This is a genomic window from Marichromatium bheemlicum (assembly GCF_012276755.1).
GTDB lineage: Bacteria > Pseudomonadota > Gammaproteobacteria > Chromatiales > Chromatiaceae > Marichromatium > Marichromatium bheemlicum.
The window spans coordinates 34,191-56,643 of record NZ_JAAXKX010000009.1 but is presented as its reverse complement, the minus strand read 5'-3'; the positions used below and the strand labels follow the sequence as shown (position 1 = coordinate 56,643).

At 64.2% G+C, this 22,453-nt stretch carries 26 protein-coding genes and 1 pseudogene; 21 read left to right on the top strand and 6 right to left on the bottom strand.

Translation table 11 applies throughout. The features are described 5' to 3' along the window. Window positions 1–12 precede the first annotated feature (12 nt). The 12 genes from flhF to HF203_RS08130 all read left to right on the top strand — a co-directional run bounded on the left by flhF (window position 13) and on the right by HF203_RS08130 (window position 10,718). Window positions 13–1,284, top strand: a complete 1,272-nt coding sequence (gene flhF, locus HF203_RS08185; RefSeq protein WP_168668526.1) for a flagellar biosynthesis GTPase FlhF — start codon at window positions 13–15, stop codon at window positions 1,282–1,284. After that, complete coding sequence (locus tag HF203_RS08180) at window positions 1,271–2,095, top strand: MinD/ParA family protein (RefSeq protein WP_168668524.1); 825 nt, start codon at window positions 1,271–1,273, stop codon at window positions 2,093–2,095. The genes flhF and HF203_RS08180 overlap by 14 nt, the downstream gene beginning before the upstream one ends. Further along, entirely contained in the window at window positions 2,092–2,847 is a 756-nt protein-coding gene (locus HF203_RS08175) for an RNA polymerase sigma factor FliA (protein ID WP_168668651.1), read from the top strand. The genes HF203_RS08180 and HF203_RS08175 overlap by 4 nt, the downstream gene beginning before the upstream one ends. A gap of 47 nt (window positions 2,848–2,894) precedes the next feature. Next, the gene (gene cheY, locus HF203_RS08170; protein ID WP_210424690.1) at window positions 2,895–3,269 is read left to right on the top strand and encodes a chemotaxis response regulator CheY; all 375 of its coding nucleotides are present in this window, start codon (window positions 2,895–2,897) and stop codon (window positions 3,267–3,269) included. Between the two features lie 164 nt (window positions 3,270–3,433). Further along, a complete protein-coding gene (locus HF203_RS08165) occupies window positions 3,434–4,222 on the top strand; it encodes a protein phosphatase CheZ (RefSeq protein ID WP_168668520.1) in 789 nt (262 codons plus the stop codon). 35 nt (window positions 4,223–4,257) lie between these two features. Next, the gene (locus HF203_RS08160; RefSeq protein WP_168668518.1) at window positions 4,258–6,378 is read left to right on the top strand and encodes a chemotaxis protein CheA; all 2,121 of its coding nucleotides are present in this window, start codon (window positions 4,258–4,260) and stop codon (window positions 6,376–6,378) included. A gap of 3 nt (window positions 6,379–6,381) precedes the next feature. After that, window positions 6,382–7,497: a chemotaxis-specific protein-glutamate methyltransferase CheB gene (locus tag HF203_RS08155; protein ID WP_168668516.1), complete on the top strand. Its 1,116-nt coding sequence runs from the start codon at window positions 6,382–6,384 to the stop codon at window positions 7,495–7,497. Window position 7,498: 1 nt separating this feature from the next. Next, window positions 7,499–8,242, top strand: a complete 744-nt coding sequence (locus HF203_RS08150) for a flagellar motor protein (RefSeq protein WP_168668649.1) — start codon at window positions 7,499–7,501, stop codon at window positions 8,240–8,242. 9 nt (window positions 8,243–8,251) lie between these two features. Further along, on the top strand, window positions 8,252–9,184 hold the full coding sequence (motD, locus tag HF203_RS08145) for a flagellar motor protein MotD (protein WP_168668514.1): 933 nt from the start codon (window positions 8,252–8,254) through the stop codon (window positions 9,182–9,184). A gap of 77 nt (window positions 9,185–9,261) precedes the next feature. Next, window positions 9,262–9,747 carry a chemotaxis protein CheW gene (locus HF203_RS08140; protein ID WP_168668512.1) on the top strand — a complete coding sequence of 162 codons (486 nt, stop codon included), beginning with the start codon at window positions 9,262–9,264 and terminating at the stop codon, window positions 9,745–9,747. Window positions 9,748–9,811: 64 nt separating this feature from the next. Continuing rightward, entirely contained in the window at window positions 9,812–10,210 is a 399-nt protein-coding gene (locus HF203_RS08135; protein ID WP_168668510.1) for a hypothetical protein, read from the top strand. 88 nt (window positions 10,211–10,298) lie between these two features. Beyond that, window positions 10,299–10,718 (top strand): DUF2802 domain-containing protein, encoded by a 420-nt coding sequence (locus HF203_RS08130; RefSeq protein WP_168668508.1) that lies wholly within the window; start codon window positions 10,299–10,301, stop codon window positions 10,716–10,718. Between the two features lie 15 nt (window positions 10,719–10,733). On the opposite strand, the gene HF203_RS08125 is transcribed toward HF203_RS08130, so the two are convergent. The 6 genes from HF203_RS08125 to flgA all read right to left on the bottom strand — a co-directional run bounded on the left by HF203_RS08125 (window position 10,734) and on the right by flgA (window position 15,037). Then, window positions 10,734–11,045, bottom strand: coding sequence for an EscU/YscU/HrcU family type III secretion system export apparatus switch protein (locus HF203_RS08125; RefSeq protein ID WP_168668505.1), 312 nt, complete (start codon window positions 11,043–11,045; stop codon window positions 10,734–10,736). Next, window positions 11,042–12,232 carry a flagellar hook-length control protein FliK gene (gene fliK, locus HF203_RS08120; protein ID WP_168668503.1) on the bottom strand — a complete coding sequence of 397 codons (1,191 nt, stop codon included), beginning with the start codon at window positions 12,230–12,232 and terminating at the stop codon, window positions 11,042–11,044. The genes HF203_RS08125 and fliK overlap by 4 nt, the downstream gene beginning before the upstream one ends. 333 nt (window positions 12,233–12,565) lie before the next feature. Then, window positions 12,566–13,276, bottom strand: coding sequence for a flagellar brake protein (locus tag HF203_RS08115; RefSeq protein WP_168668501.1), 711 nt, complete (start codon window positions 13,274–13,276; stop codon window positions 12,566–12,568). Window positions 13,277–13,366: 90 nt separating this feature from the next. Further along, window positions 13,367–13,843 (bottom strand): flagella synthesis protein FlgN, encoded by a 477-nt coding sequence (locus HF203_RS08110; RefSeq protein ID WP_168668499.1) that lies wholly within the window; start codon window positions 13,841–13,843, stop codon window positions 13,367–13,369. Window positions 13,844–13,867: 24 nt separating this feature from the next. Continuing rightward, on the bottom strand, window positions 13,868–14,182 hold the full coding sequence (gene flgM, locus HF203_RS08105; RefSeq protein WP_168668497.1) for a flagellar biosynthesis anti-sigma factor FlgM: 315 nt from the start codon (window positions 14,180–14,182) through the stop codon (window positions 13,868–13,870). A 99-nt stretch (window positions 14,183–14,281) separates the two neighbouring features. Continuing rightward, a complete protein-coding gene (gene flgA, locus HF203_RS08100) occupies window positions 14,282–15,037 on the bottom strand; it encodes a flagellar basal body P-ring formation chaperone FlgA (RefSeq protein WP_168668495.1) in 756 nt (251 codons plus the stop codon). A gap of 238 nt (window positions 15,038–15,275) precedes the next feature. Between flgA and HF203_RS08095 the strand changes: the two genes are divergently transcribed. The 9 genes and pseudogenes from HF203_RS08095 (at window position 15,276) to flgG (ending at window position 22,444) form a co-directional block, all read left to right on the top strand. Next, window positions 15,276–16,208 carry a chemotaxis protein CheV gene (locus HF203_RS08095; RefSeq protein WP_168668493.1) on the top strand — a complete coding sequence of 311 codons (933 nt, stop codon included), beginning with the start codon at window positions 15,276–15,278 and terminating at the stop codon, window positions 16,206–16,208. 123 nt (window positions 16,209–16,331) lie between these two features. Beyond that, window positions 16,332–17,144 carry a CheR family methyltransferase gene (locus HF203_RS08090; RefSeq protein WP_168668491.1) on the top strand — a complete coding sequence of 271 codons (813 nt, stop codon included), beginning with the start codon at window positions 16,332–16,334 and terminating at the stop codon, window positions 17,142–17,144. Between the two features lie 265 nt (window positions 17,145–17,409). Further along, on the top strand, window positions 17,410–17,814 hold the full coding sequence (gene flgB / locus HF203_RS08085) for a flagellar basal body rod protein FlgB (protein ID WP_168668489.1): 405 nt from the start codon (window positions 17,410–17,412) through the stop codon (window positions 17,812–17,814). Window positions 17,815–17,817: 3 nt separating this feature from the next. Then, entirely contained in the window at window positions 17,818–18,237 is a 420-nt protein-coding gene (gene flgC, locus HF203_RS08080; RefSeq protein WP_168668487.1) for a flagellar basal body rod protein FlgC, read from the top strand. A gap of 10 nt (window positions 18,238–18,247) precedes the next feature. Further along, window positions 18,248–18,928: a flagellar hook assembly protein FlgD gene (locus tag HF203_RS08075; RefSeq protein WP_168668486.1), complete on the top strand. Its 681-nt coding sequence runs from the start codon at window positions 18,248–18,250 to the stop codon at window positions 18,926–18,928. Between the two features lie 76 nt (window positions 18,929–19,004). Continuing rightward, window positions 19,005–19,697, top strand: a pseudogene (locus tag HF203_RS16345) (flagellar hook-basal body complex protein); the annotation flags it as partial. A 60-nt stretch (window positions 19,698–19,757) separates the two neighbouring features. Next, complete coding sequence (locus HF203_RS16340; protein ID WP_210424697.1) at window positions 19,758–20,858, top strand: flagellar hook protein FlgE; 1,101 nt, start codon at window positions 19,758–19,760, stop codon at window positions 20,856–20,858. 23 nt (window positions 20,859–20,881) lie between these two features. After that, window positions 20,882–21,622, top strand: coding sequence for a flagellar basal body rod protein FlgF (locus HF203_RS08065; protein WP_168668484.1), 741 nt, complete (start codon window positions 20,882–20,884; stop codon window positions 21,620–21,622). A 30-nt stretch (window positions 21,623–21,652) separates the two neighbouring features. Next, window positions 21,653–22,444 carry a flagellar basal-body rod protein FlgG gene (flgG, locus tag HF203_RS08060; RefSeq protein WP_168668483.1) on the top strand — a complete coding sequence of 264 codons (792 nt, stop codon included), beginning with the start codon at window positions 21,653–21,655 and terminating at the stop codon, window positions 22,442–22,444. The last annotated feature ends 9 nt before the right edge of the window (window positions 22,445–22,453 follow it).

Genomic DNA, 22,453 nt, shown 5'->3' with positions numbered 1-22,453 from the left:
AGGAGTACGACCATGAGTGTGAGGCGCTATACGGCACGGGACATGCGCGACGCGATGCGTCAGGTGCGCGAGTTGCAGGGGCCGGATGCGGTGATCCTGTCGAGTCGGCGGGTCGATGGCATGCTGGAGGTGATCGCCGCGCTCGATGAGGGCGAGCAGGCCGCCGCCCCGGCTCCCACGGTGCCGACGCGCTCACCGCGCCGCGAGCGTGCGCCAGAGGCACGCGCGTCGCGCCCGGCCGCGCCAGCGACCGCGACCCTGCCCACCGACCCCGAGATCGCGGCGATGCGTCGTGAACTCTGCGACCTGCGCAGCCTGTTGGTACAGCACCAGAATGCCAGCGAGGCGGCGCGCTGGGCCGCCCGCCATCCGCTCGCTGCCGAATTGGTGGGACGACTGACCGATTGCGGCTTCACCGACAAGCTCGCCCGTAGCCTCGCCGGCGGGATCCTTGAGGAGACCTCGGTGGAGAGCGCCTGGTCGCGGCTGCGCGCGCGGCTCTCGGCGGCGATCCCGACAGCGCACTCGCCGGTGCTCGATCATGGGGGAATGCTGGCGCTGGTGGGACCGACTGGGGTGGGTAAGACTACTACCTTGGCGCGATTGGCGCTGCGCCAGATCCGGCGCATGGGGCGTGACTCGGTCAGCCTGGTCTCACTTGACCGCCAGCGCATTGGCGCCTACAAGCAGTTGCAGGCATTCGGCCAGATGGCCGGGGTCTCGGTGATGTTGCTCGAGAGCGAACATGAACTGGCGGCGTTGTCGAGTCGCGCCGGTGATGGCAGACTGATTCTCATCGATACGGCCGGGCATGCTGCACGCGATGCCGCCGAGCGCCGATTGTTCGCGCAGGTGCGTGAGCGCATCGAGCTCGAGACCTGGCTGGTGATTGCCGCTACCCATCAGTCGATGGTGCTCAGACAGGTGCTCGAGGCGTTCCAGTCGAGCGAACCCTCGGCCCTGGTGTTGACCAAGGTGGACGAGACGGAACAGCTCGGCGAGACCCTGTCCGTATTGATGGAACAGCGGCTCGGTTTGATTTTTTACAGTGATGGTCAACGCATGACCGAAGATTTCCACAAGGTCGATACACTCTATCTCACCCGGCTGGCGCTCCAGGAGCGGGCCCACACCATGGCCGCGTCGGCCGCCGGCGCGCGCGCTCCACACGATGCGCTGGCAATGAACGCGATGTCGGCGCCGGCACGGGCATCTGCTGAACAGGGCGGCATGGTTCTGGAGTCGGTCTTGCCCTTCAGGACACCTGCCCATGCAATCGCCTAGCCGCCGGCTCAGGACCATCGCCGTTGCCAGTGGCAAGGGCGGTGTCGGTAAGACCAACGTTTCGGTCAACCTCGCCGTGGCGCTCGCGCGCCTGGGACGGCGGGTGATGCTGTTCGACGCTGATCTGGGGTTGGCCAATGCCGACCTGCTACTCGGGCTGCGCCCGACCAAGACCCTGCACGACCTGGTCGAGGGGCGGGTCGAGGGGCTCGACGAGATCTTGGTACAGGGGCCGCAGGGGCTGCAGCTCATCCCCTCGGCCTCGGGTATCGCCAGTATGGCCAACCTCACCCCGGCCGAGCACGCCGGGCTGATCCGTGCCTTCAGCTCCTACCGTCAGCCGCTCGATGTCCTCATCGTCGATACCTCGGCTGGGGTGCAAGAGTCGGTCACCGCCTTCTGCAGGGCGGTGCAAGAGGTCATCGTGGTCGTCTGCGACGAGCCGGCCTCACTCACCGACGCCTATGCGCTGATCAAGGTGTTGCACCAGGATCATGGCTTGCGTCGTTTCCGCATGGTCTGCAACATGCTAACGTCGCCCGAGGCCGGTCGGCGGCTGGTACGCAAGCTCTCGACGGTGTGTGCCCAATACCTGCCCGAGGTCATGCTCGAGGCATCCGGGATCATCCCGCTCGATGACAGCCTGCGCCGTGCGGTGCAGCGGCGTGGGCCGGTGGTCGATCTGTATCCGAGCAGCCCCTCGGGGCGTGCCTTCTCCGAGCTTGCGAACCGGGTCGAGCGCTGGCCCATCGCCGAGACCGACCTGGGCGGGATCGGCTTTTTCGTCGAGCGGATGTTGCAAAGTGCCTGATGGCCCCGAAACGTCCATTGCAGGGGTATCCTAGCCTGATCGACCGGCCCGATGAGCTGGTCGCGGCCAATGTCGACCTGGTCTACCGCATTGCTCACCATCTGGCGGCGCGGTTGCCGCCATCGGTCCAGCTCGATGACCTGGTACAGTCCGGGATGGTGGGCCTGATCGAGGCCGCCCGCCAGTTTCAGGCAGGGCAGGGGGCGACCTTCGCGACCTATGCGACCATCCGTGTCCGTGGTGCGATGATCGACGAGCTGCGCCGGGCGGACTGGACGCCACGTTCGGTCCACCGCAACACCCGCCGTATCGCCGAGGCGATCCGTGTGGTCGAGACGCGCGAGGGCCGCGCTGCGAGCGACGCCGAGGTTGCCGCCGAGCTTGAGATCGGGCTGACCGACTATCACGCGATGCTGCAGGACAGTGCGAGCGCCAACGTCCTCGGCATCGAGGACCTGGGGGGGCCGGAGATGGATGCCGAGCGCTGGTTGCCGGGCACCGAGGAGGCGCCCCCCGATCAGCTGCAGCAGGCACAGTTCCGCGTTGCCCTGGCCCAGGCACTGGGGGCATTGCCCGAGCGCGAGCGCCTGGTCATGAATCTGTACTACAACGAGGCGCTGAACCTTCGTGAGATTGGCGCGGTACTCGGGATCACCGAGTCACGTGTCAGCCAGATCCGTAGTCAAGCGGTGCACCGGTTGCGCGCGCGCCTGGCCGATTGGACCGACGGGGGCAGTGAGTCGCTGTTGTGATCGATAAATCCGACAATTGACACTGGGAGTTCAGTGTGGACAAAGGCATGAAGATCCTCGTCGTGGATGATTTCTCCACGATGAGACGCATCATCAAGAATCTACTGCGTGAGCTGGGGTTCAATAACACCATGGAGGCCGATGACGGCACCACGGCGTTGCCGATGCTCAAAGGGGGCGGCTTCGACTTCCTCATCACCGATTGGAACATGCCCAACATGGAAGGGATCGAACTGTTGCGCCAGGTGCGCGCCGACCCCGAACTCAAGGAGCTGCCGGTGCTGATGGTGACCGCCGAGGCCAAGCGTGAGCAGATCGTCGAGGCCGCCCAGGCCGGGGTCAATGGCTACATCGTCAAGCCCTTTACTGCCGAGACACTGAAAGAAAAGATCGATAAGATCTTCGAGCGGGTCGCTGGCTAGACTGGTCTTGAGCGGATGCCCCGTACCGCGGCCTTGCAGCGCTACCCGCTGTCACGTCACCGCCGGTGCGCGTGGAGGTGCACGCGAACCCGGCTCGTCCGGCATGCCTCCAGATGGCCCATTCACGCCAAGGGTAACCTTTTCGTTTGGCCTGGGAACAATCGATGGACAATGACGAAACACGTTTGACCGCGCAGCTGGGCCTGGCGCAGCAGTTGGTCGAGCACCTCCAGAACGGTGATGAGGACGGCGCCCGCCTGATCCTCCAGCAGCTGCGTCTCCCCTACGAGCGCGAGCTGTTCGAGGAGCTCGGCAAGCTCACCCGAGAACTGCACGAGGCACTGCAGAGTTTTCGTGGCGACTCGCGTCTGGTCGAGATCACCCAGGATGAGATCCCGGACGCCAAGGAGCGGCTCTCCTATGTCGTGACCATGACCGAACAGGCCACGCATCGCACCCTCAACGCGATCGACGAGGGGTTGCCCATCGCCGAACAGGTGCACGATAACGCGGTGCGGCTCTCCGAGCGTTGGGGACGGTTCCGGCGGCGCGAACTCTCGCTCGAGGAGTTTCGCGAGTTTGCACGTGAACTCGACGACTTCTTCACCGCCACCGGTCAGGAGACCGAGCGGCTGCGTTCGCTGATGTCCGAGATCATGATGGCCCAGGACTTCCAGGACCTCACCGGCCAGATCATCGGGCGGGTCATCCGGCTGGTGCAGGATGTCGAGGAGAACCTGGTCGGCTTGATTCGGCTCTCGAGCGGACGCATGGAGGGAAGGGCCGGTACACCTCCTGCCGAGACCGCCCCCGAGCAAACGCCAGCCCCCGAAACCGAGACCTCCCCCGCGCGGTCCGTGGGTCCGGCAGTGCCCAACACCAACGACGACATGGGGGATGTTGTCTCGGGTCAGGACGACGTCGACGCCCTGCTGTCCAGTCTCGGCTTCTAGTTGCCCGAGCCCATCGAGTTCAGAGGATAAGGTGAATGCCAATCGACCCGAATGACGAAATTCTTCAGGATTTCCTGGTCGAGGCCGGCGAGCTGCTCGAAGGCTTGAACGAGCAACTGATCGATCTGGAGCAGGATCCGACCAACCGGGACCTGCTCAACTCGGTCTTCCGCAGTTTCCACACCATCAAGGGCGGAGCGGGGTTTCTCAACCTCAACGCACTGGTCTCGGTTTGCCACCATGCCGAGGACGTCTTCAATCTGCTGCGCAACGGCGAACGTCAGGTCGACGCCCAGCTGATGGATACGGTGTTGCGGGTGCTCGACGTGCTCAATGTCATGTTCGGCGATCTGCAGGCGGGCAGGGAGCCCGAGCCGGCCGCCCCCGAGCTGATCACCGAGCTCGAGCAGCTGGCCTCGCCTGCTGCCGCGCCGGCCCCCGAGCCCCCGCCCGCTCCACCGGCGCCCCCATCCGTGGCTGCCGTGCCGGAGCCTCCTCCAGAGTCTCCGGTGCCGTCCCCGGAACCGGTGTCGGCCGAGCTTGCCACCGAGGGCGATGATGAGATCACCGAGCAGGAGTTCGAGGCATTACTCGACGCCCTCGGTGGTCCGTCCGGCGCGCTAGCCGAGCCGGACGTGGTCGAGTCCGACGCGGCGGTATCCCAGGCCGCCCCCCCCAGCGCCGCTGATGAGACGCCGGAGCACCCAGCGGACGCGGGGCAGGGCGATGACCTCATCACCGACGACGAGTTTGAGAACCTGCTCGATCAGCTCCATGGCAAGGGCGCCTTCTCGCCGACGCCCAAGCCGGCTGTCGCGGAGGCACCGGCCTCTGCGTCGCCCCCTAGCGACTCCCCCGCACCCGCCAAGCCAGCGCCGGCCCAGTCCAGTAGTAGTGCGGCGGCAGCGGCGGCACGTGCGGTCAAACAGGCATCGACCCCGACCGAGACCTCGGTGCGGGTCGATACCAATCGTCTCGATGAGATCATGAACCTGGTCGGCGAGCTGGTGTTGGTGCGCAACCGGCTGAGCATGCTGCGCTCGCAGACCGAGGACGACGAGGTCTCCAAGGCGATCAACTCGCTCGCCCTGGTCACAGCCGATCTGCAGGCGGCGGTGATGAAGACCCGCATGCAGCCGATCAAGAAGGTCTTCAGTCGCTTCCCGCGGGTGGTGCGCGACCTCTCGCGTTCGCTTGGCAAGGAGATCGACTTCCAGACCTATGGCGAGGAGACCGACCTCGACAAGAACCTGGTCGAGGCCCTGGCCGATCCCTTGGTACACCTGATCCGTAATGCCGTCGATCATGGCATCGAGATGCCGGATGTCCGTGAGGCCGCGGGTAAGTCGCGGCGCGGCAGCGTGACCCTGGGCGCAGCCCAAGAAGGCGATCACATCGCCCTCACCATCGAGGACGACGGGCGTGGGATGGATCCCGAGGTGTTGCGTCAGAAGGCAGTGGAGAAGGGGTTGCTCGAGCCGTCGATGGCCGAGCGGCTCTCCGATCGTGATGCCTTCAACCTCATCTTCATGGCTGGCTTCTCCACCAAGGAGGCGATCTCGGATGTCTCTGGACGTGGTGTCGGCATGGATGTGGTCAAGACCCGTATCGCCCAGCTCAACGGCTCCGTCGAGATCGATTCCGAACTCGGGCGTGGCACCCTGCTGCAGGTCAAGTTGCCGCTCACCCTGGCGATCCTGCCGGCGCTGATGGTGATCCTCGACGAGCGTCGTTTCGCCATTCCACTGGCCTCGGTCTCCGAGATCCTGGACCTCGATCTCTCGCGCAGCCGTTTCGTCGACGATCAGGAGGCGATCGTGGTGCGCAATCACGCACTGCCGATCTATCACATCGGTCGCTGGGTTCGTCCCGAGCGTGTCGAGGCCACGCGAGGCGAGGCCCATGTGGTGGTGGTCCAGGTCGGACAGCGTAAGGTTGGGCTGGTTGTCGACGGGTTGGTCGGACAGGAGGAAGTGGTGATCAAGCCGCTTGGTCTCGGGTTGCGTCATGTCTCCGGACTTGCGGGGGCCACCATCACCGGCGACGGTGGTATCGCGTTGATCCTCGATGTCCCCGAGCTGCTCAAGGTGATGGGGCGCTCGGAGTTCGGTGGTCGTCGCGATCTCGAACAGTCGGCCATGGCGACGGGGAGCTGATCGGTGCCGCTCAAGGTTGTCGTCGTCGACGATTCCGCCTTCTTCCGGCGTCGGATCGTCGAGATCCTGAATGCCGATATCGGTATCGAGGTCGTGGGTACCGCCGGTGATGGTCGTGAGGCCATCGAGGTGGTCAAGCGGCTCAAGCCCGATGTGGTGACCATGGACATCGAGATGCCGGTGATGGATGGCATCACCGCGGTACGCCGGATCATGGCCGAGTCACCCCGCCCGATCCTGATGTTCTCGACCCTGACTACGGATGGTGCGACCGCCACCCTCGATGCCTTGGACGCCGGCGCGATGGACTTCCTGCCCAAGCGCTTCAGCGAGATGGCCAAGGACGAGGACAGCGCCAAGATGCTGTTGCGCCGGCGGGTCCGGGCCCTCGCCCGGGGGCGCGGCGGATCCTCGGCCGTGGCCCGCTCGCCGGCTCGCACCGAGTCGCGTCAGCTGCCCTCGAGCCCTGCTCCCTCAACGCCAACTCAGGCACCGAGTCCGGCCGCGTCTGCGCCCCGCTCCTCGAGTAGCGTGCGAGGTGAATCGCTGCGCTCGCTGCGGGCGTTGCTGATCGGCACCTCGACCGGTGGGCCAGTTGCGTTACAAGAGGTGCTCAAGGCCCTGCCGGGGCGCTTTCCACTCCCGATCGTGGTGGTGCAGCACATGCCCGCGAGCTTTACTCCGGCCTTTGCCGATCGTCTCAACAACCTCTGTCAGATCGAGGTGCGCGAGGCGGCCGATGGCGATGTGCTCAAACCCGGGGTGGCGTTGCTTGCCCCCGGAGGAATGCAGCTGGTGCTCGAAGGGGGGGGGCAGCCACGGGTGCGGATCATCGACAGCCCGCCCGGGACGATCTACAAACCCAGTGTCGATATCACCTTCACCTCCGCCGTGGCCGCGTTGCGGGCCCAGGTCTTAGGGGTGATCCTGACCGGGATGGGGGCCGATGGACGAGAGGGCGCGCGTGCCCTCAAGGAACAAGGGGCTCGCATCTGGGCGCAGGATGCTGCCAGTTCGGTGGTGTTCGGGATGCCGGCTGCGGTGATCGAGGCCGGATTGGCCGATCAGGTGCTGGCATTGCAGGATGTCGGGCCGGCGCTCGTCAAAAGCCTCTGTTGAGCTGGACATCCTGACCCTGCTCGGGATCCTGTTGGGTCTCGTGGCCGTGGTCGGAGGGTCCATCGCCAAGGGCAGTGGTCTCGGTGCACTGTGGAACCTTGCTGCCTTCACCATCGTGGTGATCGGGACCTTGGGGGCTGCATTGGTCCAGGCCCGATTACCGGTGTTCCGCCACGGCCTGCGTATCCTGCCCTGGGTGGTGTTGACACCGCGACTGGACCCACAGTCGATGATTCGACGACTCGTCGACTGGGCGCACCTGTCACGGCGCGAGGGGCTGCTCGGGCTCGAGGCGCTCTCCGACGAGGAGTCTGATCCCTTCGTGCGCAAGGGGTTGCAGTTGCTCGTCGATGGCACCGAACCGCAGGTGCTGAGACAGATCCTGGAGTCCGACCTCGATAACCGCGAGCGCTTCGATCTGCAGGGTGCTAAGGTCTTCGAGAGCATGGGCATCTATGCCCCGACGCTGGGGATCATCGGTGCGGTGATGGGATTGATGGCGGTGATGCAGAACCTTGCCGATCCGAGCAAACTGGGGCCGGGGATCGCAGCGGCCTTCGTGGCCACCATCTATGGGATTGCCTCGGCCAACCTGTTGTTCCTGCCGGTCTCGAACAAGCTCAAGGGCCTGATCCAGGCGCGTGTCAATTACCAGACGATGCTCCTCGAGGGCCTGGTGGCAATCGCTGAGGGTGAGAATCCGCGCAACATCGAGAACAAACTAAGCGGTTTCATCCAGCGTTGAGGCGGCCCCATGACGCGGCGACGCAGACTCGAAGAGCATGCCAACCACGAGGCCTGGGCGATCCCCTACGGTGATCTAGTGACCCTGCTGATGGCCTTCTTCGTGGTGATGTATGCGGTCTCGAGCGTCGATGCCGGTAAGTACCGGGTGCTGTCGGACTCCATGGAGCAGGCCTTTGGCGTCGAACCCAAGGTGGCGCCGGTGCAGCTCGGTGATCCGCTGATCGGCGATGCGCTGATCGGCGAAGAGGTGCGTCGTTCGCTGGCTCCATTCAACGCCAGCCTGTCGATGCTCGACCCGGCCCTGCTCGATCCGTTGATCGATATGGCCGACTCCTCGGCCGACGTGGCGGTGCGGACGCTGCTCGAGGCCGAGCCGGATGCACGCCGCCGCGAAGTCTTGCGCGAGATCGGCGAGATGGCCGGCGAGATCGAGGGTGCGCTGGGCGGACTGATCGAGGACGGACGCATCCAGGTCGATCGCCAGGCCTATTGGCTCGAACTCGAGATCAACACCAGCCTGTTGTTTCTCAGCGGCTCGGCGACCCTGGAACCCGGGGCGTTGCCCGTGCTCGAAGAGGTGGCCAAGGTATTGGCCAAGCGCGATTCGCGCGTGCATGTCGAGGGGCATACCGACGACCTACCGATCGGTAACTCGATCTATCCCTCGAACTGGGAGTTGTCCTCTGGACGTGCGGCGACGGTGGTCAATCTGTTTGCACAGAATGGCGTCGATCCACGACGCATGGTGGCGATCGGCTATGGTGAATTCCAGCCCGTTGCCTCCAACGAGACCCCTGAGGGGCGGGCACGTAATCGGCGCGTGGCCATCGTGGTGCTGCCTGGGCCACCGCCGCGTTCCGACACCCGGGTCGAGCCCGAGTGGCTCAAGCGTGACCATGTTCCCGGTGCGGGCGAACCCGGGGCCGCGTCCGGGGATTGATCCGGGCGCCGCTGCCGACCATCATTCAGCATGACCTCCGGCAGTGCGTGACCGCCGGACATCAAGGCGAGGAATCCATGAGCGAACCAAACACCCAGACCAATAGCGTAGGTACCTCCTCCTCCTTCGTGACCTTCAGCCTGGCAGAGGAAACCTATGCCATCGATGTGCTGCAGGTCCAGGAGGTGCTCAAGATCACCGAGATCGCCCCCGTGCCCGGGGTCCCGGACTATATCCTCGGGATCATCAACCTGCGTGGTGACGTGGTCACCGTGATCGATGCGCGCCGACGCATGGGGTTGCCGCCCCGCACCCCTGACGATGCCTCGCGTATCGTCATCATCGACATCGACAACCAGAATGTCGGCATCCTGGTCGATGCTGTTGCCGAGGTGGTGCAGATCGATGCCAATTCGGTCGATCCGGCCCCCGCAGTGGGCAACGATCAGAGCAGTCGGTTCATCCTCGGGGTGACCAGTACCGAAGATGGCTTGACCATCCTGATCAGCCTCGAGAAGCTGCTCTCCGATGACGAGTGGGAATTGGTGCGCAGCGTCGGCTGAGTCGAGTCGATAGGGCGGCGAGCATGGTCCTGCCCCAGGGAGTGCGGCGGTTCAGGAGGGAAGTATGAGTGATCCGATCAAGCCGACGTTGCCCGTCCAATCAGGACTCAGGGGGCGCGATTCGGATGAGGACCAGGGACAGGCAGCATCGCTCTGGAGCCCACTGGTACGTCGCCAGGGTGAGCGGCGCGAGCGACGTCAGGGTGAGCGGCGTCGTGGTGAGCGGCGTCATCTCGAACGCCGGGCTGAGGAGCGGCGCACGCAGGAGCGTCGTGTTGGTGCTCCGCGTTCCCAGGAACGCCGTTCGCAGGAGCGGCGCCTGCTCGAGCGGCGCCAAGGCGAACGCCGCCAGGGTGAGCGGCGCCGCGCGGATGGCAAGCCACCGCGACTACACGGGGGCGCGCAGCAACCTCAGCAGCCGATCCGCAGGAAACGTCGAGGATTCATCGATGAATATGCCTAGTCTGATCGGGGGGAGAACACCCACGCTCACCGCCCCCGGCTGTTGCTGAGTCCATATCCCCTTGATCGGTCTGGCGGAAATCCTGGCCATGGTGGCCGTGTTGCTAGCGGCCCTTGCGCTCGCCGCCTGCGTCTATCTCGGGCGCGAGTTGCGGCGGTTGCGCCGTGAATTAGGGCGTCTGGACCCAGCCTTGCAGAGCCTGCATCGCGATCTCCGGGTCATCGCGGGTGAAAGTTTTCATCGTGGTCAGGATCGGATGATGCTGGTCAATGCCCTGGAGCGCCTGGCCGATCAGCAGCAGGAGATGCGTCTCGAGATGCGCATGCGGGACGCCGATCAGAGTCCCTACGCCCAGGCGATCAAGCTCATCCGCAGTGGTCAAAATCGCGAACAGGTGCGCCGACTCTGTGCCCTGACCGATGCCGAACTCGAGTTGTTGTTCGGTTTGCACGGCCACGGGCTCGGTGACGATCGGCCCCAAGATCGACTGTCCGATACCAGGACTTGAGGACTTGCGGCATCGTCAATCCGTCGCCTCCTCTGAGGTCGACGGGCGGGGATCGATGCCGGCGAGCGCGAACACGAATGCCAGGACCTCGGCAACGGCGACATAGAGTTCCGGTGGAATCTCGTCACCGATTGGAATCTGCGCCAGTGCCTCGGTGAGCTGGCGATCGGCGTGCAGCGGGATGTCGTGTGCCTCGGCGATGCGCACGATCTGCTCGGCGGTGATGCCTTGTCCGGAGGCGGTGATGCGAGGTGCGTTACGCGTGTCCCAGTGCAGTGCCACTGCCTTGCCTGGGGTCTGCTCACGCAGTTCGTCGTCTCTGCTCATGCCTGCTCGCTGAACAGGGGGCCAACCGGTCGTGCGGGGTCCGGGGTACGCCCTTGACCGGCATGTAGAGAGGCGATCTCGAGTTCGCGTGCCTCGAGTTGGTGGCGCAGCAGCGGTAACTGATGACGTAGTAATGCTGCGGTGGTTGCCTGCTCGGCCACGAGGCTGGCACGCAGTTGCTGCTCTTTGAAGGTAAGACGAATGGCGAGTGGGCCGAGTTCGGGCAGGTCCAGCCGCAGGCGGATGGTCCAGCCGGCCTCCTCGGCATCTTCTGGTCTTCGTTCACGCTCGATCTCGGCCTGGACCGTATTCACACCCCCGCCCTCACGATAAGGCAGCTCGAGCACCCAGCGTGGTTGCTCAGCCGGCTGCTCCAGTGGTTGTAGCTGAAGGCTGATGAGCTGTTTGAGCATCCCTTCGGCTTCTTTCTCCAGGGCCTTGCTCGCGGCGCTCGAGAGCAGGCTGCGCTGTGCTGCATCGGCGGTTACCTGATCCTGGTGGTGTCGTCTGAGTTGCTCGGCAATTTGTAATAACTGTCCCTTGAGGTCATCAGCGAGGGTGGTGGTGGCGCCTGGGGTGTGCGCAAGCTGTGCCAGTCGGGCCTCGAGCCAGATCCCTGAGCCCTCAACCCTTTGCTGCAGGCGTCCGGGATCGGTCAATGTGGCGCTGTCCGGCAAGCGGTTGAGCAGTCGAGTGAGGCGGGCCATGAGTGGATCGGTGGCGGCACCACTGTCGGGGGCGAGCCCCTTGGGGCTGGCTGGAGTAGGGGAGCTTAGCCGTTGAACCCAGTGACCGAGACCCTCGGCGAGTGCTTGCGCCTGGGGGAGGTGGGTCCTGAGTTGTTGAACCACCCAGTCGTGCGTCATCACCACACCGCCGCCGGGTGTCGGGGTGCCGGTTGCGGGGAGCAGGCGCAGGGTCGGGATGGGGCGCAGTGCGATGACCTCAGCGGTTACCGGTGTGGTCGGGGTGGGGGGAGCGGTCCCGGCGGCGGCTGGAGCGCTACCCTGTGGGCGACTGTTGCCGGGCATCAACAGCTGTAGACGCACGGGCGCTGACCAGACCGAATCCCCACCGGCGGGGCGGATCCGGGCGATGGTCTCGGTTGTGGTAGTGCTACGCGCCGTAGTGGACTCGAGCTTGAGTTCGAGTCGCAGACCCAGGGTCAACTCTAGGGGTTGACGCATCGGCTGGTGGGGGGAGGCGCCTTGGGGCTGCTGCGTCGTCTGCGCCTGGCGCGTGGTGTTTGAGCCGCCGCCGTGCATGGTAGCGGGGGTGAGCCGTTCTGCAACCTGAGTGAGCGCGCCGCTGCGAATCGGTGTGAGATCGGGCGTGCTGAGTCGTGCCAGGGATTGGGTCTGGACCAAGGACTGTGTTTGGCTCCCCTGAGCCCCCTGAGCCCCCTGAGCCCCCTGAGCCCCCTGAGCCCCCTGAGCCCCCTGAGGGGAGAGGTTGGGTCGTGGTGGTAGCGCTGTTGGTTTGGGGGGGATGGGTGCGCTCATCGGGGACGTCGGTGCGGGTTAGACGGCGACCTTGCGGGCCTCGCGTTGATAGTGCAGGGTCGCGCGCATCAGTGCGCGCTCGGTGCCCTGGTCGAGGTTGACGATGCGAAAGCCGGCCGCAAAGCGTCCGGGTTCGGCCACAGGACGGCTATTGATCAAGACCGCCTCTCCGGTCAACGGGGTGTTGAGCATCGGTAGCTGCATCCCGGTGTAATGCAGCAGGGTGCCGGGCTCGAGACGGGCGATATCGCTCCAGTCGACCTCGAGGCAGAAGCCCTTGGCCGAGAGATCGAGCAGTCGACCGCTGAGGGTGTCGCTCGAGTTGACATGGTGCAGATGGACACGGCGGATCTCGCCGAAGGGCAGGGGGGCGCGGAAGATCTCGCGGCGCTGTAGATAATTGAGCGCCTCGGGATAGGGGCAGCCATAAAGCGCGATTCCATCCTCCTCGAGGATGTCGGCGACCTGGGTCGAGAAACGGATGGCGATCCCCCGCAGGTTGCCATAGACGCGGATCTGATGCGCCTGACTGACCTGGTGGTGTCCCTCCTCGGGGTGGAGTTCGTCGAGAAACAGGGTGCGTTGCGTACTGTCGAGCCGGATCAGCGAGGAGGCGAACAGCGGACCGTCGGGATCGATGCGGACGTTGACCACCAGCAGGCGGTGATTCATGTCGCTGAGAATGGTGGAGATGCGCTGGGCGCTGGTGATCAGCTCTTCTGCGGCCATGGTGCTGCTCGGGTTGTGTGTGGCTCGGGGAGCGCCCGGGCGAATTGTGTGATGCCGCTGCGTCCGGGGTCAGGCGCGGCGGATGGTGCGTCAGGCGCGGCTGATGGTGCGGCTGTGTGGGGTGCCGTTGTCGGCCTGGCCGCGTGGGTCGTAGGTCGTGGCGTTGGGGTCTTCGCCGCGGAGGATACGTAGCGAGAGGGTGACGCGTTTGCGGTCGCGATTGATCAGTGCCGCATTGGTGCGGTTGAGCTGGTCGCAACGTACGATGAAGTCGCGCAACGCGTCCCAGCGCTCGGTGAGGGTGCGCTGTGGATCGACGTGTTCGAGCAATCGCTCCACCCCTTGGGCGTTGAAGGTGTGCCCGGCCTCCTCGACCCACTGCTTCATGCGCAGCGTTTCCTCCTCGAGCTGGTCGGCCAGTTGCTGTTTACCGGCGACGACGTGTTGCAGCTCGTCGGGATCACGCAACTCGATCGCCCGGGTCTCGTCGAACAACGCCTGCTCGAGACGCGTCGCTAAGGCGATGGCGGTCTCGAGTGAGTGCGCGAAGGGACCGGTGTGCTCCATGGACCAACCTCGTCAGACGGTGATTCAGGCCAACAGGCGCTCGAATTCGATGATGTTGTCGGCCAGTTGCTGATTGTCGATCGGATAGCGCCCCTCGGCGATGGCCTGCTTGATCTGCGCGACCTTGGCCTCGTCGACCGGTGGTTCGGCGGCGTCGGTGCGCGCTGCGCTCATGCTCTGGGCGGCCGAGGTCAGGGTGACCATTTCCCCACCCTCGCTGCCAGCGCGCGCCGGGGCCTCGCCCGCTGGCGCCTTGGCGCCGCCGCCGCGCACGCTGCTGCCGGTCGAGTTGTTGCCATCGGTGCGGAATGCGGTCTGGGTGAGGTTCTTGATGTCCATTGGCGTGGCTTCCGATCGACGTGGGCTCACAACTGGTAACGGCCGTCGACTAGGAAACTGTAGTCCATTGTCGTGTCTCCGTTGCAGCCCCACCATTGGCTACAATGGTACGTGGATATGCCCTGAGGGTTCCACATAACCTTCGACGATTCGGCGTGAGGAGCGGTTGCGTACCCGGATACGCTGCCCTGCCGTTCCGTCCTCGAGCGCCTCGCCGGACATTCGGACCATCAGGCCGCCACTCCCCGAGTAGATGGTGACCAGCTGTCCGCGCTCGACGAGCTTGCGGGGTGCGACATGGGCGCTGGTGAGAACCTGTCCCGGGGTCAGGGCACGTCGGGCCTCCATGCCGATGACGGCATCCAGCTCCTTGAAGTAACCGCCACTGAGGCTCGAGAGGGCCTGGCGCTCGCGGCGCAGGTCTTTCGCCTGCAAGCGTTGTTGTCGGGTGATCGGTCGCGCGACCACCAGCACCTGGGCGTAGCGCTCGACCCGTGCGGGTACGAAGATCGACCATGGTACCGGCTCGGTGCAGCGCAGGTTGACCGTGGTCGCGCCGACGGTGCGGGCGCCGGGGGCGAGGCTGGCGCTCGGGGTGCGAGCGCAGCGGGCCAGACGCAGGCGCGCATCGAGCTGGCCGACCTCGACCTCGACCTCGTCGGTGCCGCTGCGCTGGGTGATTGCGGAGAGATAGGTCGCAACGGTGTCGCGCAGGCGCTCGATCGACTCGACCTCATCGGCGTAGGCGGGCGCTACCGAGACGGCGGCAAGGAGCACGATGAGCGCGAGCGTGCCCCGTATCAGTGTCTGGGCGAGAGGGGAGAGGGGGCCGTCGGTGGCGATGGATGGCTGCATGGGGGTCACCACTGTGAGTCTGGGGGCGTCGAGAAACGGGTGCGTGGACGCCGGGTATCGGAAAACATGCAAAAATCACACCGTTCCCGATCACCGCGGAGTCGTCCACCGCTGTTGATCTGAGCGGTGGCATGCGGGACCTTGTGGTCCGAATTCATTCATGCAGCTCGTCTGCTTGGGCTATCATGCTCAAGGCGTAAGGCACCCTGGCCGGCGGGCCTCGACTTGGAGGTGGTAGATGAGTCAGTTTATTGACGATGTCGATCAGCGTACCCGCATGGTGGGGCAGAATCGCATGGAGTTGCTGCTGTTCCACCTCGGCGGCGATCAGACGTTCGGCATCAATGTGTTCAAGGTGCGCGAGGTGATCGCACGCCCCAAGCTGCAGCAGTTGCCTGGGGCGAGTGCGATCGTGCGTGGGGTGGCCACCATTCGCGATCGTACGGTCTCGATCATCGACCTGGCCCAGGCCATCGGCTTCATCGACAGGCCCGTGGACGACACCGACGCCAAGGTGATCGTCACCGAGTTCAACCGCTCGGTACAGGGGTTCTGGGTCTCTGCCGTCGATCGCATCGTCAACGTCAACTGGGAGACGGTGAAGCCTCCGCCACGTGGGACCGAACAGGAGAGCTACCTGGTGGCGGTCACCGAGGTCGAGGGCCGGCTGGTGCAGATCATCGATGTCGAACGGGTGTTTGCGGCCATCAATCAGCTCAAGGAGGACGTCTCGGAGACGACGCTGGAGCGTGCCGAGCACATCGATCACCACAAGTCCATCCTCGTGGTCGACGACTCCATGGTCGCACGCAAGCAGATCGAGCGGGCCATCGGCGAGATCGGTTTCCAGGTCGAGACTCGCTCCGACGGGCGTGCCGCGCTCGACTTCCTCGAGGAGCTGGCCGAGACGGGAGTGGTTGCCGATACCATCGAGATGGTCATCTCCGATATCGAGATGCCGCGCATGGATGGCTATACGCTGACCCGCAAGATCCGCGACAATAACAAGCTCAAGGACCTGCCGGTGGTGCTGCACTCCTCGTTGAGTGGCCAGTTCAACGCCGACATGGTCAAGCGCGCCGGGGCCAGCGACTTTCTGCCGAAGTTCGATCCGGACGAACTCGCGGCGATAGTGATGAAGTATGCCGGCCAGTCCGTTGGCGAGTCCTGACCAAGGCGGTTTTCCCCGTCCTCTTGAAGCTGAAAGTGTGAGTATTCCATTGATTGATTCGATCAGGGTGGTCCTGCGCCTGGGTAGGGCGGATGCGAACGGATGTATCGGTCGAGGTCTGTCGTGATAGATCCGCAAGACTACGCCGAATTCTCGCGCTTTCTCTCCGAGTGTTGTGGCCTGGTGCTGGGCGAGAACCGTCAGTATCTCGTCTCCAGTCGGCTCTCGCGGCTGCTCGGCGAGTTCTCCTTCTCCAGTGTCGAGGAGCTGCTGCGCGCACTGCGCCGTTCACCGGATCCGACGCTCAAGTCGCGCGTGATCGACGCGATGACCACCAACGAGACCTCCTGGTTTCGTGATGTCTATCCGTTCGAGATCTTGCGCCACGTCGTCCTCCCCGAGTTGGCCGAGAAGAAGCGTCCGATCCGTATCTGGTCGGCGGCCTGCTCGAGTGGACAGGAACCCTACAGTATCGCCATGGTGCTGGCCGAGTGGGAGCAGAGCTTCCCGCCGAAGAACATCCAGACCAGCGTGCTCGGAACCGATCTCTCCGATACCGTACTCGCCGAGGCGCGCGCGGGTCTCTACGATGGCCTCGGGATCGTGCGCGGGCTGAGCAAGGAGCGGCGCGATCGTTTCTTCGAGACCGTGCCCAACGGGCATCGCATCAAGCCCGATATCCAGCGCCGGGTGCGTTTCCAGAAGCTCAACCTGATGGAGTCCTACGCCGCACTCGGCAAGTTCGAGATCGTCTTCTGTCGCAACGTGTTGATCTATTTCTCGGCTGAGACAAAGCGTCGAGTCTTTGACGGTATCGCCCGACAGATGGAGCCCGGTGGCTATCTCTTCGTCGGCGCCTCCGAGTCGGTCGGCTCCTATACCAGCGCCTTCGAGATGGTGCGTACGCCCAAGGGGGCGGTGCTGCGGCGCCGCTAGCCGTTAGCGGCCCCGTGGCGATCCCGCCGTGCTGAAGAGGCGCGCGCGGGAAGCCCGCTGGCACCAACCCTGACCTCTGCTCTATTCTTTCCAGCCCAGCCCAGCCCAGCCCAGCCCAGCCCAGCCCAGCCCAGCCCAGCCCAGCCCAGCCCAGCCCAGCCCTGGTCCTTGTTCGTGACGCGCTGCCGGCGCTGTCAGCCTCCTTCTGTTTTTGGCTCAAAGTTTGCATTGGTTTTGCTAACTCAATGCGACGGGCATGTTCCAAATGAGTCTTTCACTCGATAAGGCACTGGGGATCCAGCCTGCGGCGGTACAGGTGCGGGCGCAGCGTCTGGAGCTGCTAGCCTCCAACCTTGCCAACGCCGACACCCCCAACTACAAGGCCCAGGACATCGATTTCAGGGCCGCGCTCGCCACTCAGGTCGAGCGTGATGACCTGCTGCGTCTGGAGCAGACGCAGCAAGACCATCTGCCACCGCCCCGCGCCGATCTGGACTCGGCGATGGCGCCGCTCTACCGCATCCCCTCCCAACCGGCACTCGACGGTAATACTGTCGATCCCCAGTTCGAGCGCGCCGCCTTCGCCGAGAACGCCATGCAGTTCCAGAGCAGCCTCGAGTTCCTCAACCGTCGGGTTTCCGGCATCCGCTCCGCACTACGCAAGGAGTAAGGCATGAGCACCCTCTTTAGTGTCTTCAACACCTCGGCCTCGGCGCTGACCGCGCAGTCGGTGCGCCTGAATACCGTCGCCTCCAATCTGGCCAATGCCAATACTGCGGCAAGCTCACCGGAGGAGACCTACAAGTCGAAGCAGGTGCTGTTCCAGACCCTGCTCGATCGCAGCGACCCCACGGGAGCGGCCCGTCCGGTGCGGGTGGCCGATATCGTCGACTCCACCGCTGAGCCGATCCCCAACTACGAACCCAACCACCCGCAGGCCAACGATGAAGGTTATGTCTTCCGTCCGGCGATCAGTGTGGTCGAGGAGATGGCCAACATGATGTCGGCCTCGCGCAGCTATGAGGCCAACGTCGAGGTGATGAATACCTCGCGTCAGCTGTTGCAGCGCACCCTGCAGGTCGGCCAGCGCTAGGAGCCCAGTCATGAGCGAGATCACCAATGACGTCCTCAGCGGTCTGGGGCTCAACAGTTATGAGGCCACCAAGAAGGAGCCGACGGACAATTCGCTCGGCCAGGAGGACTTCCTCAAGCTGATGACCACCCAGCTCTCCAACCAAGACCCGCTCAAACCGATGGAGAATGGTGAGTTCCTCGGTGAGATGGCGCAGTTCTCCACGGTCACCGGGATCGAGGAGTTGACCGTCGCCTTCGAATCGCTGGCGCAATCGTTCAGTCAGTGGCAGACCCTGCAAGGGGCCTCGCTGGTCGGTCGCGATGTGTTGGTGCCGGTGGAGAACTTCGAACTCCAGTCGGGCGAGGCGGTGCAGGGCGCCATCAGCCTGCCGAGTTCTGGGACCGGGGTCACGGTCGAGGTCTATGACGAGGCCGGGCAGGTGATTCGCACCATGGATCTCGGGAGCAAGGCATCCGGTTTGCATGATTTCACCTGGGACGGTTTGACGGATGCGGGCACGGAGGCGCCGAGCGGGACCTATGAATTCCGCTCCCGGGCGCTGCTCGGGGAGGGCTCGGAGGCGCTCTACACCCTGGTCAATGGCGAGGTCAACAGCGTCGCCCTGGGCGGGGAGGACAGCGGGCTGGTGCTGCAGGTGCAGGGCATCGGCAACGTCGATTTCAACAGTGTGTTCCGCATCGGTAGTTAGCGTGTGCATGGAGGCCGCGCGTCACCAGACCCGGGGACGTCATCGCAGATATCAGCTCTAGTTCAGGAGACGCATCATGCCTTTTCGCATCGGACTCAGTGGTCTGAACGCCGCCTCGGCCGACCTCGAGGTCACGGGTAACAACATTGCCAACGCCGGTACCGTCGGTTTCAAGGAGTCGCGTGCCGAGTTCGCCGATGTCTTTGCCGACTCCTATGGTGACATCGCCAAGACCGCCATCGGTTCGGGCGTGCGCCTGGAGGCGGTGACCCAGCAGTTCAACCAGGGCAACATCGACTTCACCGACAATGCCCTCGATCTCGCCATCAATGGTGAGGGCTTCTTCGTGCTCAACGACAACGGCGAGCAGGTCTATACCCGTGCCGGGGCCTTCCAGGTCAATCGCGACGGCTTCGTCGTCAACAGCGCCGGTCAGCGCCTGCAGGTGTTCCCGCCGATCGAGGAGAACAGCCCCGATCCCAATTTCAGCACCGGCCAGTTGAGCGACCTGCGTCTCGAGTTCGGCGACAACCCGCCGCGCTCGACCTCGGAGGTGGACATGTCGCTCAACCTCAGTTCCGAGGCCGAGCAGATCGTCGACGAGGAGGCGGGGGTGATCGACGTGACGGCCGTGCTCGCTGGTGGTAGTGCAGTGACTGAATCGCGTGTCTTTGTGGTTGACTCCAGCAATCCAGCCTATCTGGCCGGCGATATCATCACTTATGACGAGACCAATAACCAGTACACTGATAATGGCGGTAATGTCATCCCGGCTGAGAACGTCACCGTCAGTGGTGACAAAACCACCATCACCTATAACGGTTGGTCGATGGAGTTGTTCGGCGCGCCGGCCGATACAGACCAATTCACTATCGGGCCCTCCTTCAATGCCGAGGCGGCGGCTGGCAACACGGGGGCTGTTACCAATGTCGATGTCGCAGTGACCAATTCGTCGAACCCAGATATCCTCGAGCCTGTGACCCTCGTTTATCAGGGTGCTAATGCTGTGACAGGCGAAGAGGAATATCTACTCAACGGTAGGTTGGTGACGGCCAATGTGGTGGCTGGTGAACACGTCATTGAAGAGAATGGTTGGCAAATGACTCTAACTGGAGGAGTGCCAGCCGTTGATGACGAGTTCACCCTGGCCTTCGAGCCCGGCGCTCCGGTGAAGTTTGATCAAACCGACCCCAATTCATATCAATATTCGACTTCGCTGACCCTCTACGATTCGCTCGGTGCGCCGCGTACCGCGACCATGTACTTCGTCAAGACGGAAAACACCCTGGAATGGGAGGCCTATGTCGATCTCGCCGGTTCCAACCTGTCGCCACCGCAGCCGCAAGGCCCGGTGAAGCTCACCTTCGATTCCAACGGGGTGATGACCAGTCCGACCACGGCCACTGATTTCGAATTCGATCTGGCCAACTACGATCCGGTCAACGGCGGTAAGCTCGGAGAGATCGATCCAGCGACCGGAGAGGCCTCCGGTGTGGTCTCGATCGACTTCTCCGACATCACCCAGTTCGGGCCTCAGTACTCGGTCGACGACCTCAATCAAGACGGCTTTACTACCGGGCGTCTGGTCGGGTTCGATGTCGATCAGTCGGGGGTGGTGTTCGCGCGCTACACCAACGGTCAGGCGGCGGCCTTGGGGCAGGTGGCGTTGGCCAACTTCACCAACCCGCAGGGCCTGCTCAAGCTCGGCGACAACAATTGGGCGGAGTCCTTTGCCGCCGGTGATGTGGTCTATGGCGAGGCCGGCACCAGCAGCCTGGGGTTGGTGCAGTCGGGCGGGCTCGAGGCCTCGAACGTCGATCTCGCCGAGGAACTAGTCAACCTGATCGTCGCGCAGCGTAACTATCAGGCCAACGCGCAGACCATCTCCACGGCCGACGCCATCACCCAGACCATCATCAATATCCGCTAAGGCGCGGGTCACGGGGCTGAGTCATGGATCGTTTTCTGTACATCGCGATGTCCGGGGCCAAGGAGAATCTCTACGCCCAGAGCATCAACAACCACAACCTGGCCAATGCCGACACCCATGGCTTCCGTCAGGCGCTGGCCGATGCCTACACCGCGCCGGTGCGCGGGCCGGTGTATCCGTCGCGCGACTATGTACAGGTCGGCAACGAGGCCATTGACTTCACCCCGGGGCCGTTGCAGAGCACCGGGCGCGATCTCGATGTCGCCGTCCGCGGCGAGGGCTTCATCGCCGTCCAGGCGCCGGACGGGGGTGAGGCCTACACTCGTGCCGGCAACCTGCACGTCGACAACGTCGGCATCCTGCGTACCGAGCGCGGGTTGCCGGTGCTCGGTGACGGCGGGCCGATCGCGGTGCCGCCCTTCGAGTCGATCCTGATCGGTACCGACGGCACCATCACCGTGCGCCCGCAAGGCGCCGCCCCCAACACCTTGGCTGCGGTCGAGCGCATCCGCCTGGTCAACCCCGACACCGACAACCTGATGCGCACGGATGATGGCCTGATTCGTGCAAAGGATGGTCAACCGGTGCCGCCGGATGCCGATGTCCAGGTCGTCACCGGGATGCTCGAGGGTAGCAACGTCAATACCGTGGCGGCGCTTACCCGGCTGATGGAGCTTTCCCGGCACTTCGAGATGCAGGTCAAGATGATGGATACCGCCGACAGTCTCGAACAGACCAGCAATCGACTGCTGGGGATCAGTTAACCGCGTCCGCGCCATGACAGGAGCTGCACCATGAATCGTGCCCTCTGGGTCGCCAAGACCGGACTCGATGCGCAGCAGACGCGCATGTCGGTCGTCTCCAACAACCTCGCCAACGTCAACACCACCGGCTTCAAGAAGGGGCGGGCGGTGTTCGAGGACCTGCTCTACCAGACCGTGCGCCAGCCCGGTGCCCAGGCCACCCAAGAGGCACAGCTGCCCTCGGGCCTGACCCTGGGGACCGGCGTGCGCACCGTGGCCACTGAGAAGCTATTCAATCAGGGCAACCTGATCCAGACCGAGAACGCCCTCGACATGGCCATCGAGGGGCGCGGCTTCTTCCAGATCCTGCTGCCCAACGGTGAGATCGGCTACACCCGCGACGGCTCCTTCCAGCTCAACGCCGACGGCGAGGTGGTGATGTCCAACGGCTATCCGCTGCAGCCGGGGCTGGTGGTCCCCGAGGACACCCAGTCGCTGACCATCGGCAAGGACGGGACCGTCACCGCCCAGCTGCCCAACCAGCCAGAAGGGGTGGAGCTGGGGATCATCCAGCTGGCCGATTTCATCAACCCCGCCGGGCTGCAGCCGATGGGCGAGAACCTGTTCCTCGAGACCGGCGCCTCGGGCGCGGCGCAGCAGTCCAACCCTGGTCTCAACGGCATCGGCACCGTGATCCAGGGCACCCTCGAGAGCAGCAATGTCAACATCGCCGAGGAACTGGTCAACATGATCGAGACTCAGCGCGCCTACGAGGTCAACTCCAAGGCCGTCTCCGCCGCCGATCAGATGTTGCAGTTCGTCAACAACAACCTGGCCCGCTGACGGCCGGGA